The organism is Streptomyces corallincola (assembly GCF_019104725.1).
In the GTDB taxonomy this organism is placed as follows: Bacteria; Actinomycetota; Actinomycetes; order Streptomycetales; family Streptomycetaceae; genus Streptomyces; species Streptomyces corallincola.
Window position 1 is genome coordinate 97,233 of record NZ_JAHRXF010000002.1, and the last position, 13,825, is coordinate 111,057.

6 protein-coding genes are annotated in these 13,825 nt (G+C 74.8%); 4 read left to right on the plus strand and 2 right to left on the minus strand.

Annotated features, from left to right (window positions below):
* Nucleotides 1-59: 59 nt before the first annotated feature.
* Nucleotides 60-1,613, minus strand: coding sequence for an alpha/beta hydrolase (locus KUM39_RS01995; RefSeq protein WP_217783578.1), 1,554 nt, complete (start codon nucleotides 1,611-1,613; stop codon nucleotides 60-62).
* A gap of 97 nt (nucleotides 1,614-1,710) precedes the next feature.
* Complete coding sequence (locus KUM39_RS02000; RefSeq protein WP_217783579.1) at nucleotides 1,711-4,476, minus strand: lysylphosphatidylglycerol synthase transmembrane domain-containing protein; 2,766 nt, start codon at nucleotides 4,474-4,476, stop codon at nucleotides 1,711-1,713.
* 185 nt (nucleotides 4,477-4,661) lie between these two features.
* On the opposite strand from KUM39_RS02000, the gene KUM39_RS02005 reads away from it, so the two are divergent.
* The 4 genes from KUM39_RS02005 (at nucleotide 4,662) to KUM39_RS02020 (ending at nucleotide 13,806) form a co-directional block, all read left to right on the plus strand.
* Complete coding sequence (locus tag KUM39_RS02005; protein ID WP_246619439.1) at nucleotides 4,662-5,084, plus strand: MGMT family protein; 423 nt, start codon at nucleotides 4,662-4,664, stop codon at nucleotides 5,082-5,084.
* Between the two features lie 183 nt (nucleotides 5,085-5,267).
* The gene (locus KUM39_RS02010) at nucleotides 5,268-8,651 is read left to right on the plus strand and encodes an ATP-dependent helicase (protein WP_217783581.1); all 3,384 of its coding nucleotides are present in this window, start codon (nucleotides 5,268-5,270) and stop codon (nucleotides 8,649-8,651) included.
* A 71-nt stretch (nucleotides 8,652-8,722) separates the two neighbouring features.
* Nucleotides 8,723-12,355, plus strand: coding sequence for an ATP-dependent helicase (locus tag KUM39_RS02015; protein WP_217783582.1), 3,633 nt, complete (start codon nucleotides 8,723-8,725; stop codon nucleotides 12,353-12,355).
* 47 nt (nucleotides 12,356-12,402) lie between these two features.
* Nucleotides 12,403-13,806, plus strand: coding sequence for a dipeptidase (locus tag KUM39_RS02020; protein ID WP_217783583.1), 1,404 nt, complete (start codon nucleotides 12,403-12,405; stop codon nucleotides 13,804-13,806).
* Nucleotides 13,807-13,825 lie beyond the last annotated feature (19 nt).

Here is a 13,825-nt window from a genome sequence, read left to right on the forward strand (position 1 = left end):
GCGTGTGCCGGGAGGGCCGGGACTTCCTGAGTCCCGGCCCTCCCGGCGTGTCCGGCGGGTCAGGAGCAGACCGTGTCCGCCTTCGGGACGGTGCCGTCCAGGAGGTAGGCGTTGACGGCGGACTGGACGCACTTGTTCTTGCTGTCGTAGGCGCCGTGCCCCTGGCCCTTGTAGGTGAGTTCCACGCCCACGCCCGTGCCGAGGGCGTTCACCATCTTGCGGGCGCCCTCGTAGGGGGTGGCGGGGTCGCCGGTGTTGCCGACGACGAGGATCGGGGCGGAGCCGGGGGCGCTGACGTCGGGGTGGTCGGCGGCGCCGGGGACGGCCCAGTCGGTGCAGCTGACCATGCCCCAGGCGAGGTAGTCGCCGAAGAGGGGCGAGGCGGCGCGGAACTCGGGCAGCTTCTCGCGGACCTGGTCGGCGGTGTAACGGGGCTTCTCGTCGGCGCAGTTGATGGCGACGTTGGCGGCGGTGATGTTGCTGTACTTCCCGTTCTCGCCGCGTCCGTTCATCGCGTCGGACAGCAGCATCAGGATGCGCCCGTCACCGTCGTAGGCGGTCTCCAGGCCCTCGGTGAGGTACTCCCAGAAGTCCTTGGAGTACAGCGACTGCGCGATGCCGTTGGTCGCGGCGGTCGCGGTGAGCTGCCGGGGCGGCAGGCCGGGGATGGGCTTCTTGGCCAGGTCGCGCTGGAGCTGGGCGATACGGTCCTTGACCTCCTCCGGGGTGTCCCCCAGGGGGCAGTCGGTGGTCTTGGAGGTGCAGTCCGCCGCGAAGTTGTCGAGGGCGAGCTGGAAGCCCCTGGCCTGGCCGAGGGCGCTCTGCTCCGGGTCCTGGGTGGGGTCCACGACCGCGTCGAACACCGCCCGGCCGACGTGCGTCGGAAACAGGTGGGCGTACACACCGCCCAGTTCGGTGCCGTACGAGATGCCGAAGTAGTGCAGCTTGTCGTCGCCGAGGACCTGGCGCATCAGGTCCATGTCGCGGGCCGCGTCGGTGGTGCGGACGTGGGGGAGGATCCGCTTCGAGTTCTTCTCGCAGGCCGCGTTGAACCGCCGGGTGCGGTCCACCAGCCGGGACTGCTCCGTCCGGTCGTCGGGCATGGCGTTCTGCTGGAAGTACACGTCGAGCTGCGCGTCGCTCTCGCACTCCACCGGGTCGCTGCGGCCGACCCCGCGCGGGTCGAAGCTGACCAGGTCGTAGCGGGTGTTCAGGGTGGCGTAGTCGCCGCCGAACGCGGGCAGGGTGGTGACGCCGCTGCCGCCGGGGCCGCCGAAGTTGAAGATGAGCGAGCCCAGCCGGCCGCCCTGGCCGCCGCTCGCCTTCGCCCGGATCAGCGCGATGCCGATGGTGTCGCCGGTGGGCTTCGCCCAGTCCAGCGGCGCCCGCATGGTCGCGCACTCCCAGGTGGTGCCGTCCGGCAGCGGCGACGGGGAACTGCCGCCGCCCTCCGCCCCGGAGGGGGCCGGGCACGCCTTCCAGTCGAGTCGCTGCGCCGTCGGGTCGTCGCCGCTGTCGCTCTTGGCTTCGTCGCCGCATCCGGCCAGCAGAGCGGCCAGCAGTACGGCGCTGGAGGTCAGGGCGGCGGCGCGCAGCCGGGAAGGTGTGGGCATGCTTCCCATCCTGCGGGCGCGCACGCCGGGGCGCGCGGGGCGCGGTCCGTACGAGGTACGCGCCCCGCACCGGGCTCGGCGGCAGCCCGTACGGCCGCTACAACGCGCCCTTGCGGGACAGGTGGTTGAAGGCCAGCCATCCCGGCAGCACCGGCAGCCACAGGGTGAGCAGCCGGAACAGCAGGACGGCGGGCGCGGCCACCTCCTTGGGCAGCCCGACCGCGATCAGACCCAGCGTCAGGCTCGCCTCGACCGCGCCCACCCCGCCCGGTGTCGGGGCGGCCGAACCGAGCGCGTTGCCCGCGAGGAAGACCACCGCGACACTGGCGATGCTCAGCGAGGTGGACTCGTCGCCGAACGCGCGGATCGAGGCGTCCAGGCACATCACGAAGCACGCGGTGAGCAGCAGCATGCCGCCGATGCCGGTGACCAGCTTCTGCGGACGCTGGAGCACGTCCAGCATGCGCGGCACCACCCCGGCGAACAGCGACCGCACCCGCGTGACGACGAACTTCCGCAGGAACGGCACCGACGTCACCACCAGCACCAGCACCGCCACCGTCAGCAGACCGGCGATGACCGTACGGGACGGCGACAGCGAGGGCGTCTTCTCGGTGCCCGTCAGATAGCCGAACGACAGCAGCATCAGGATGTGACAGCCCAGCCCGAACAGCTGCGAGGCGCCCACACTCGCCACCGCCAGCCCCGGCCGCACCCCCTGCCGTTGCAGGAACCGCGTGTTCAGCGCCACCCCGCCGACCGCCGCCGGGGCGACGATCTTCACGAACGACCCGGCGACCTGCGCCGCCACCGTCCGCACGAACGGCACCCGCTCCGGTACGAACCCGAGCAGCGCCATCGCGGCGGCCACGTAGCTCAGCGCGGAGAACAGCACCGCGCCGACCATCCAGCCCCACTGCGCCTGCGCGATCAGCGGGCCGAGCCGGATGTGGGTGAGCTGGGTCAGCAGGAAGTACCCGCCGATCGCACCGGCGATGAAGCTCATGAGGGTGCGCGGACGCACGCGTTCCAGCCGGGCGGGCTCCACCGGGGCCTGCGGCCTGATGCGCAGCACCTCGTGCCGGATCAGGGTGAGCAGATCCTCCTCGCGGGCCTCCTCCAGCGCCACGTCCACGGCCCGCTTCTCGGCCCGCTGCTCCGCCCGCACGGCCTTCTTGTCGGGCTTCCCGGCCGTGTCCTCGCCGCCCTCCGCGAGCCGGTCCTGCTTGGCCTGCCGGTGCGCCTCCAGGACGTTCTCCCGCTCGCGCTCGGCGCGCTCGCGGGCGAGGCGGCGCAGCGTGGCGCGGGTGGCGCGGGTCAGCGCGATCGGCTGGAGCATCGGCAGGCAGCCCGCGACCGTGTCCGGGCCGAGCACCCCGACCGCCGAGGCGACGGCCCGCTCCGCGCCGACCCGCAGGCCGAGCGTGGTGACCAGCTGGGCGACGTCCATGCGCAGCAGCAGATCACCGGCCGCGATCTCACCGCCCCGCAGCTCCGCGAGGATCACCGTGCCGGAACGATCCACCAGGAGGGCGTCCCCGGCGAGCCTGCGGTGCGCGATCCGGCGCGACTGGAGCGCCCGCACCTGCTGCCAGGTCCGGTGCAGCAGTTCGTCGGTGATCTCCTCGTCCGGCAGCGCGTCCAGGGTGCGCCCGCCGGTGTGCTCGTAGACCAGCATGACCGCGTCCGGGCCCAGCTCGGAGGTGGCGATCAGCTTGGGCGCGTTCGCCCCGGCCGCGATGGCCGCGTACGCCAGCAGCGCCTCCTGCTCCAGCGCCTGGCGCAGCGACTGGAGACTGGAGCGGGTGGCGAAGCTGCGCAGGGTGAGGTTCCTCCAGGCCCGGTAGAAGAAGCCCTGCGCCTGCTGTTCCCGGTCCACGACCGTGACGTCCAGCGGCGGGCCGTCCTCCAGGGTGACGAAGTACCGCCGTCCCCGGTCGCCGTTCTCACTGCTCTCCGGCATCTCCTCGCGCGCGGCGGACACCGGGTGGAAACCGACGTGCCGCAGCCCGGCCATCAGGGTCTGCCCGGTGGGCCGTACGTTCGGGGAGCCGACCGCGTACAGCGTGCCGTAGGCGACGGTCCAGCCGATCAGCACGGTCAGGATGATCGAGAACGGCGTCGTGTAGCCGGTGACCAGCATGGAGAACGCGTCCAGCAGCAGCACGATCCACAGCACCGACCGCCAGCGCGGTCTGCGGGACATGCCGACGGCCGTCATGTACGCGATCACCGGGGCGAGATAGCCGTGCACCGGGTCGGTCAGCGCGTGGATGTCGCTGGGGGAGGGCTGGGTCAGCGCCTCCTGGATGGAGCCGGGGGCCGCGCGGGCCACCCACAGGTCGGTGGCGAGGGTCACGCCGTGCGCGAGGACGGCCGCGAGGACGCCGTCCGCGATCCGCAGCCCGTCCCGTTTGATCAGCCGCTCGATGGCGAACGCGACCGGGACCAGCAGAATGGCGATGCTGGACGCCAGCCCCGCGAACTTGATCAGCAGGTCGGGGGCCTGCCCGGTGCCCTTGTTGATGTCCTGTTCGAGCCCGGAGGTCGTGCCGTGCGCGAACGCGGCGATCGCCAGCAGCACCGCCACGGCCAGCACGCCGACCAGGAGCCGCATGAGGTCCGAGGGGCGGTGCACGCGGGCGGGCAGCAGGGGCTCGTCGCCTTCGACGGCCTCCGGGTGGGAGCCCTCTCCGGTCTCGGCGTGGGAGCCCTCCGGGGCCTCCGGGGCCTCGGGGCGCGGGGTGCCGGTGGCGGCGGGTCCGTTCACGTCCTGACCGTCGCCGTCGCCGTCCGGCGCGGGGCGTGCGGCAGCGTCAGGGGTGCCCTCCGCGTCGTCGGGGTGCACACCCTGCTGGTTCATGGTCTCTTCTTGGTCTCGTATCACCGGTCACCGCCCGCACGATGGTGGCATGCCCCACCGACACTCGCGGGCATCAGGGTGCCGCAGTGCGGGCGGACAGTCTGCCCGAAGCGCCGTCCGAGGGCGAGAGGGACGGGTCCGGGCATCCGCGCCCAGGGTCGGCCGAGTGGGGCAGGATGGGGCGAATGAGCGAGCAGAACCCGGCGCCGGGCGGCCCGCGCACCCCCGCCGACGCGCTGCCGGAGTACGCCGAACGCGTCCTCGACACGGCCGAGCGGATTCCACCCGGCCGCGTCATGACCTACGGCGACGTGGCCGAATGGCTCCAGGAGGGCGGTCCGCGCCAGGTCGGCCGGGTGATGGCCCTCTACGGCGGTGCCGTGCCGTGGTGGCGTGTCGTCCGCTCCGACGGCGCGCTGCTGCCGGGCCACGAACTCGACGCCCTCGGCCACTACCGCGACGAGGGCACCCCGCTGCGCCAGGCTGCCCGCGGCGCCGAGGGGCATCTGCCGCGCCTCGACATGCGCCGGGCACGGTGGGACGGGGCCGGGGACGGGTCCGGGGACGCGGGCGTGGAGGGGCGTGGTGGCGGGGGCGGTCACGGCTGACGGCTTCCGCCCGCACCGGCTGTACCGGCCGTACTGCCCACGGGCGCGTCCGCACCGGCCGGGCGACCCCTTGCGCCGTACGGGTGACATCGGGGACGTCCGGGGCATGACGTACGTTCGTACGAACGACAGCGTCCGCACGCGCACCACCACCCGCACGACCACCAGGACCGGCGAAACCACGTGAGCTCCTCCCCGTCCACCAGGCGACCGCCGCACCCCCAGCAGGTGCGGCGGGGGACGCACGGTGCCTACCGGCTGGTCCGCACCCCGCCCGAGACGGCGGCTCCCCCCCGGTTGGACGCCGCGCAGCGCTCCGTGGTTGACCACCGCACCGGCCCGCTCCTCGTCCTCGCCGGACCCGGCACCGGCAAGACCACCACCCTGGTCGAGTCCGTCGCCGAGCGCGTCGGCCGGGGCACCGACCCCGAACGCGTCCTGGTCCTCACCTTCAGCCGCAAGGCCGCCGTCGAACTCCGCGACCGCATGGCCCTGCGCATGGGCGCCGCCCGCGCCCCGCGCGCGACCACCTTCCACTCGTACTGCTACGCCCTGCTCCGCGCCCATCAGGACAGCGGTCTCCACGCCGAGCCGCTGCGGCTGCTCTCCGGACCCGAGCAGGACGTCACCGTGCGCGAACTGCTCGCGGGCCAGCCCGAGCTGGAGCGCGCCGGGCTGCGGCACGTGCGCTGGCCGGACGAACTGCGCGCCTGTCTCACCACACGCGGGTTCGCGGACGAGGTCCGCGCCGTCCTCGCCCGCAGCCGCGAACTGGGGCTCGCGCCCGACGCCCTGGACGCCTTCGCGCGCAGCACCGGCCGCCCCGACTGGCGGGCCGCCGCCGCCTTCCTCGCGGAGTATCTGGACGTCCTCGACCTCCAGGGCGTCATCGACTACGCCGAACTCGTGCACCGCGCGGTCCTGCTCGCCCGCCGCCCCGAGGTCGCCCTCCGGCTCGCCGGGCAGTACGACGCGGTGTACGTGGACGAGTACCAGGACACCGATCCCGCGCAGGTACGGCTGCTGCGGGCGCTCGCGGGGGCAGGGCGGACCCTGGTCGCGTTCGGTGACCCCGACCAGTCGATCTACACGTTCCGGGGCGCCGACGTGAACGGCATCCTCGACTTCCCCGACGCCTTCCCGCGCGCCGACGGCCGCCCGGCACCGGTCGAGGTGCTGCGCACCGCCCGCCGGTCCGGCGCCGGGCTGCTCGCCGCCACCCGGCTGATCAGCCTGCGGATGCCGCTCACCCGGCTGCCCGCCGAGAAGGTCCGCGCCCACCGGGAACCCGCTCCCGCGCGCGAGGGCGGCCGGGCCGAGGTCCTCACCTTTCCGACGTCCGGCGCCGAACTCGACAACGTCGCGGACATCCTCCGCCGTGCCCACCTGGAGGACGGCGTCCCCTGGAGCGGCATGGCCGTCCTCGTCCGCGCCGGTTCCCGCATCCCCGTACTCCGCCGCGCCCTCACCGCGGCGGGCGTCCCCGTGGACGTGGACGGCGACGAGGCCGCCCTCCGCCACGAGCCCGCGGTCGCCCCCCTGCTGACCGCACTGCGGGTGGTCGCGGAGGGGGCGGACTCGGCGGGGGGCACGGCGCCGGAGGGAGCCGAGGCCGCGGAGGGTGCGGAGGCCGCGGAGGGTGCCGTCGCCGAGGGCGGTGCCCTGGCCGAGGAGGGGGCCGGACCCGCGTACCCGTCCTGGCTCGACCCCGAGACCGCGCTGACGCTGCTCACCTCCCCGCTCGCCGGGATGGACGCCGCCGATCTGCGGCGGCTGGGCCGGGCGCTGCGGGAGGAGGAGCGGGCCGGGGGCAACGCGCTGCCGCCGCCGTCGGACGAACTGCTCGCGCGGGCGCTCGCGGAACCCGAGCGCCTGGTGGTGCACGAGGCGTACGCCAAGGGCGCGCACCGCCTCGGCACGCTGCTGCGGGACGGCCGCGCGCGGCTGGCGGCCGGGGGCACGGCCGAGGAGGCGCTGTGGGAGCTGTGGCACCGCACGACCTGGCCCGACCGGCTCGAACGCGCCGCCCGGCGCGGCGGCGCGGCCGGGCGCAACGCCGACCGTGACCTGGACGCCGTGTGCGCGCTGTTCGCCACCGCCGCGCGCGCCGAGCAGCGCACCGGCGGCCGGGGCGCCCTGAACTTCCTGGCGGAAATCGACGCCGAGGACATCGCCGCCGACACCCTCACCCGCCGCGCGGTACGCCCCGACGCCGTACGCCTGATGACCGCGCACCGCGCCAAGGGGCTGGAGTGGCGGGTGGTCGTCGTCGCGGGGGTACAGGAGGGCGCCTGGCCCGACCTGCGGCGGCGCGGCTCGCTTCTGGAGGCGGACCGCATCGGCCGCGACGGACTGGCCGCGCCCCTCACACCGGGCGCGCTGCTCGCGGAGGAGCGGCGCCTGTTCTACGTGGCCGCCACGCGCGCGCGGGACCGGCTCGTCGTCACGGCGGTCAAGGCGCCCGCCGAGGACGGCGACCAGCCGTCCCGCTTCCTGACCGAGCTGGGCGTCGAGCCGAAGGACGTCACGCACCGCCCCCGGCGGCCGCTGTCGGTGGCCGCGCTGGTGGCGGAACTGCGCGCGACCACGGTCGATCCGCGCGTCTCCGCCCCGCTGCGCGACGCCGCCGCCCAGCGGCTCGCCCGGCTGGCCGCGCTCACCGACGAGGACGGCCGCCCGCTGGTGCCGACCGCGCACCCCGAGCGCTGGTGGGGCATGTTCGAGCCGACCGAGAGCAAGGTGCCGCTGCGCAGCCGGGACGAACCCGTGGTGCTCTCCGGCAGCGCGCTGGACCAGCTCGCCAACACCTGCGCCCTCCAGTGGTTCCTGGGCCGCGAGGTCAAGGCCGACGCCCCCGCGACGGCCGCCCAGGGCTTCGGCAACGTCGTCCACGTCCTGGCCGACGAGGTCGCCTCCGGGCGTACGGCCGCCGATCTGGACGTACTGATGGAACGGCTGGACTCGGTGTGGAACGCCCTGGCCTTCGACGCGCCCTGGAAGTCCGTCCAGGAGAAGGAGAACGCCCGCGCCGCCCTGGAGCGCTTCCTCAACTGGCACGTCCTGGACCGCGCCGGGCGCACCACGGTCGCCAGTGAGCAGGACTTCGACGTCACCCTGGAGGCGGGCGACTTCCAGGTCCGCGTGCGGGGCCAGATGGACCGCGTCGAGACCGACGCCGACGGCCGCGCCTATGTCGTGGACTTCAAGACCGGCAAGGGCGCGCCCACCGCCGCCGAGGTCGCCCGCCATCCCCAGCTCGCCGTGTACCAGCTCGCGGTGCGCGAGGGCGCCGTGGACGACGCCCTCGACGGTGTACGCCCCGCACCCGGCGGCGCCGAACTCGTCCACCTCCGCCAGGGCGCACCCGCACGCTCCGGCGGTGACACCCTGCCCCGCACCCAGACCCAGCAGCCCCTGGAGGGCGAGTGGGTCTCCGACCTCCTCGCCACCGCGGCCGGAAAGGTCCTCGACGAACGCTTCACCCCCACCACCGGCCAGCACTGCGCCCACTGCGCCTTCCGGACCTCGTGCAGCGCGCGGCCGGAGGGCGGGCAGATCATCGAGTAGCGGGTGACCTGCGGCACCCCGCCCCGCACCGGGACCGCGATTGTCCGCGCCCCCGATTACCCTCAACCCTCATGCCGCACCGCCTGACCGACCCCGAGCAGCTCAAAGAACTGCTCGGCATCCCCTTCACCCCGGAGCAGACGGCCTGCATCACCGCGCCGCCCGCCCCGCAGGTGATCGTCGCGGGGGCGGGGTCGGGCAAGACCACGGTGATGGCGGCCAGGGTGGTGTGGCTGGTCGGCACCGGTCAGGTGGCCCCCGAGCAGGTGCTCGGGCTGACGTTCACCAACAAGGCGGCGGGCGAACTCGCGGAACGCGTCCGCAAGGCACTGGTCAAGGCGGGCGTGACCGACCCGGACCCCCTGCCCCCGGCCGGGCGGCACCCGCACGGCGACGACACCCGAGACCCCCACGCCCCGTACCCTCACGTCCCGCACCCCCGCGACCCCGACGACCCGCCCGGCGAGCCGGTGATCTCGACGTACCACTCCTTCGCGGGACGCCTGCTCACCGACCACGGTCTCCGGATCGGCCTGGAGCCCGCGACCAGGCTGCTCGCGGACGCCACCCGCTACCAGCTGGCCGCGCGGGTGCTGCGCGAGGCGCCGGGGACGTACCCGACGCTGACCCGCCCGTTCGCGGACCTCGTCGGTGATCTGCTGTCGCTCGACTCGGAGCTGGCCGAGCACCTGGTGGACCCGGACCGGCTGCGGGCCTGGGACGCGGAGCTGCTGGACACCCTGGAGGGCGCCAGGCTCAGCAACGCCGACCTGCGCAAGGTCCCGGAGACGGCCGCCGCCCGCCGTGACCTGACCACCCTGGTCGAGCGGTACCGGAGCGCCAAGCGCGCCCGCGACCTGCTGGACTTCGGGGACCAGATCGCGCTGTCCGCCCGGCTGGCCGCCCTGCCCGAGGTGGGGCGGCTGCTGCGGGAGGAGTTCCGGGTGGTGCTGCTGGACGAGTACCAGGACACCTCGGTCGCGCAGCGGGTCATGCTGTCCGGGCTGTTCGGCGGCGGCACCGGGCACCCGGTGACGGCCGTGGGCGACCCCTGCCAGGCGATCTACGGCTGGCGCGGCGCCTCGGTCGCCAACCTGGACGACTTCCCCGACCACTTCCGCCGCGCCGACGGCGGCCCCGCCGCCCGGCACGCGCTCAGCGAGAACCGCCGCAGCGGCGGACGCCTCCTCGACCTCGCCAACGGCCTCGCCGCCCCGCTGCGGGCGATGCACGCGGGCGTCGAGGCGCTGCGCCCCGCGCCCGGCGCCGAACGCGACGGCATCGTGCGCTGCGCGCTGCTGGAGACGCACGCCGAGGAGATCGACTGGCTCGCCGGTTCGGTCGCGCATCTGGTGCGCACCGGGACGGCACCGGGCGAGATCGCCGTGCTGTGCCGTACGGCCACGGACTTCGCCCGCGTCCAGGGCGCCCTGGTGGCGCGGGACGTGCCCGTGGAGGTCGTCGGGCTGTCCGGGCTGCTGCACCTGCCCGAGATCGCGGACCTCGTCGCGGTCTGCGAGGTGCTCCAGGACCCCGGTGCCAACGCGGCCCTGGTACGGCTGCTGACCGGCCCGCGCTGGCGGATCGGCCCGCGCGACCTGGCGCTGCTCGGCCGCCGGGCGCGGCTGCTGGTCGCGCACGCGGGCGGGGGCGCCGACGACCCCGACCGGCGGCTCGCCGAGGCGGTCGAGGGGGTCGATCCGGCCGAGGTGATATCGCTGGCCGACGCCCTGGACACCTTCCTGGACACCCCGGCCGCCGGTCCGTCCGACGGGCTGCCGTTCTCCCCGGAGGCGCGGGTGCGCTTCGCCCGCCTCGCCACCGAGCTGCGCGACCTGCGCCGCTCCCTGTCCGACCCGCTGATGGACGTCCTGCACCGGGTGCTGGCCGTCACCGGCCTCGAAGTGGAGCTGTCCGCGTCCCCGCACGCGCTCGCCGCCCGCCGCCGCGAGACCCTGTCCAACTTCCTGGACGTGGCCGCGTCCTTCGCGGCCGGGGACAACGAGGCCACCCTGCTCGCCTTCCTCGGCTTCCTGCGCACCGCCGCGCAGTACGAGAAGGGGCTCGACAACGCCCTGCCCGGCGGCGAGAACACCGTCAAGGTGCTCACCGCGCACCGCTCCAAGGGGCTGGAGTGGGACGTGGTCGTCGTGCCCGGCCTGGTCAACGGCACCTTCCCCAGCGACCGGGGGCGCGAGAAGTGGACCGCGCAACCCCAGGTGCTCCCACACGCCCTGCGCGGCGACACGGACACCCTCCCGGACCTCGACGGCTGGGACGCCAAGGGCATGAAGGCGTTCCAGGAGGCCATGCGCGACCACCAGCACACCGAGGAACTCCGCCTCGGCTACGTCACCTTCACCCGCCCCCGTTCCCTGCTGCTCGGCTCCGGCCACTGGTGGGGCCCCAGCCAGAAGAAGCGGCGCGGTCCGTCCGGCTTCCTCACCGCCCTGCACGACCACTGCGCCGCCGGGTACGGCGAGATCGAGGTCTGGGCCGAGGAGCCCGCCGAGGACGCCGGGAATCCCGCCCTGGACGCGGCCGACGCCGAGCAGGTGTGGCCGCTGCCCCTGGACGCCGTCGCCCTCCGGCACCGGCGCGAGGCGGCGGCCGTCGTCAACCGCCACCTCGACGCCGCCGCCTCCCAGCCCGCCGTCTCCGGCCGACCCGCCCCCGAGGACCCGGACTGGCCGAGCGAGCCCCCGGAGGAGGAGCTGTACGACCCGTACGACCCGTACGGGCAGGGGGACGACCCGTACGGGGACCCGGACCCCCTCGGGGACGAGCCGCCGTACGAGGACCCGTTCGCGGAGTCACCTGATTCACCTGATTCACCTGAGTCACTGGTGTCCCCGGAGCACCCGGTGTCACCTGAGTCCCCGGAGCCCCCGGACGAGGCCCGGACCCCTCGCCCCGCCGTCCCGCACCAGGCCGGGCCGGCCGTGCACGATCAGCTCACCCCGGAGGAGACCCGTACCGTCGCCTCCTGGGACCGGGACCTCGACGCGCTCGCCGGTGAGCTGCTGCGCGCCCGGCAGGCCGTCACCGACGTACCGCTGCCGCCCGCGCTGAGCGCCACGCAGCTCATGCGGCTGGCGGCCGACCCGGACGGGCTCGCGCGCGAACTCGCGCGCCCCATGCCCGAACCCCCGCGCCCCGCCGCGCGCCGGGGCACCCGCTTCCACGCCTGGGTCGAATCGCGGTACGAGGAACTCCCCCTGCCCCTGCTGGACCCCGACGACCTGCCCGGCGGCGATGCCGAGATCGCGGACGAGGCGGATCTCGCGGCGCTCAAGGACGCCTTCGAGCGCACCGAGTACGCCCGGCGCACGCCGTACCGCGTGGAGGCGCCGTTCCAGTTCACCCTGGCCGGACGGGTCGTACGCGGCCGGATCGACGCCGTGTACCGCCACGAGGGACCCGACGGCGTCCGCTACGAGATCATCGACTGGAAGACCGCCCGCGAACGCACCGCGGACCCGCTCCAGCTCGCCATCTACCGGCTCGCCTGGGCCGAGCAGCGGGGGGTGCCGCCCGAGTCGGTCACGGCGGGCTTCCTGTACGTGCGTACCGGAGAGGTCGTCCGCCCCGGGAACCTCCCCGGCCGGGCGGCCCTCGAACGGCTGCTGACCGGCGCCCCCGAACCGGAACCCGCACCCGGACCCGACCCCGCCGACCGGCCGGGCCGGTCCCGCCCGGTGTGACGAACGGCCCGCCGAGGACGGTCATGCGGGCGGATAGGCTCGTGCGTATGAGCCAGACCCCGGACAGCGCCGTCCGCGCGTACATCGAGCAGCACCGCGCCGCCTTCCTCGACGACCTCACCGCCTGGCTGCGCATCCCCTCGGTGTCGGCCCAGCCCGCGCACGCGGACGACGTGCGGCGCAGCGCCGACTGGCTCGCGGAGAGCCTGCGCCGCACCGGCTTCCCGGTGGTCGAGGTCTGGCCCACGCCCGGCGCGCCCGCCGTGTACGCGGAGTGGCCCTCCGGCGACCCCGGGGCGCCGACCGTCCTCGTCTACGGCCACCACGACGTGCAGCCCGCCGCCCGCGAGGACGGCTGGGACAGCGAGCCGTTCGAGCCGGAGATCCGCGACGGGCGGCTGTACGCGCGCGGCGCCGCCGACGACAAGGGCCAGGTGTTCTTCCACACCCTCGGCGTCCGCGCCCACCTCGCCGCCACCGGCCGCGGCGCCCCCGCCGTGAACCTGAAGCTGCTGGTCGAGGGCGAGGAGGAGTCCGGCTCGCCGCACTTCCGCGCCCTCGTCGAGGAGCGGGCCGCGCGGCTCGCCGCCGACGCCGTGATCGTCTCCGACACCGGCATGTGGTCGGCGGACACCCCGACCGTCTGCACCGGCATGCGCGGCCTCGCGGAGTGCGAGATCCGGCTGTACGGCCCCGACCAGGACATCCACTCCGGCTCGTTCGGCGGCGCCGTGCCCAACCCCGCCACCGCGCTGGCCCGGCTGGTCGCCGCCCTGCACGACGAACACGCCCGCGTCGCCGTACCCGGCTTCTACGACGGGGTCGTGGAGCTGACCGACGAGGAACGCGCCCTCTTCGCTGAACTCCCCTTCGACGAGGCGGGCTGGCTGCGTACCGCCCACTCGCACGGCGCGCACGGCGAGGCCGGGCACACCACCCTGGAGCGGATCTGGGCCCGCCCGACCGCCGAGGTCAACGGCATCGGCGGCGGCTACCAGGGTCCCGGCAGCAAGACGATCGTCCCGTCCTCCGCGACCGTGAAACTCTCGTTCCGCCTGGTCGCGGGCCAGGACCCCGACCACATCGAGAAGGCCGTCCGCGCCTGGACCGCCGGTCAGATCCCGCCCGGCGTCCGGTACGGGATCGAGTTCCGCCCCGCCACCCGGCCCTGCCTCACCCCGCTCGACCACCCCGCCCTGAAGTCGGTGGCCCGCGCGATGGGCCGCGCCTTCGGACAGCCCGTCCGCTACACCCGCGAGGGCGGCTCGGGTCCCGCCGCCGACCTCCAGGACGTGCTGGGCGCCCCCGTGCTGTTCCTGGGCATCTCGGTGCCCTCGGACGGCTGGCACGCCCCGAACGAGAAGGTCGAGCTGGACCTGCTGCTCAAGGGCGTCGAGACCTGCGCCCACCTGTGGACCGACCTCGCCGAGACCTGGCGCCCGGCCACCTGACCGGCGGCGCCGTACGGTC

Excerpts from the sequence above, each read along its gene's own strand:
- KUM39_RS01995 (WP_217783578.1), bottom strand. The coding sequence starts at position 1,613 with ATGCCCACACCTTCCCGGCTGCGCGCCGCCGCCCTGACCTCCAGCGCC.
- KUM39_RS02020 (WP_217783583.1), top strand. The coding sequence starts at position 12,403 with ATGAGCCAGACCCCGGACAGCGCCGTCCGCGCGTACATCGAGCAGCAC.
- KUM39_RS02000 (WP_217783579.1), bottom strand. The coding sequence starts at position 4,476 with ATGAACCAGCAGGGTGTGCACCCCGACGACGCGGAGGGCACCCCTGAC.
- KUM39_RS02015 (WP_217783582.1), top strand. The coding sequence starts at position 8,723 with ATGCCGCACCGCCTGACCGACCCCGAGCAGCTCAAAGAACTGCTCGGC.
- KUM39_RS02005 (WP_246619439.1), top strand. The coding sequence starts at position 4,662 with ATGAGCGAGCAGAACCCGGCGCCGGGCGGCCCGCGCACCCCCGCCGAC.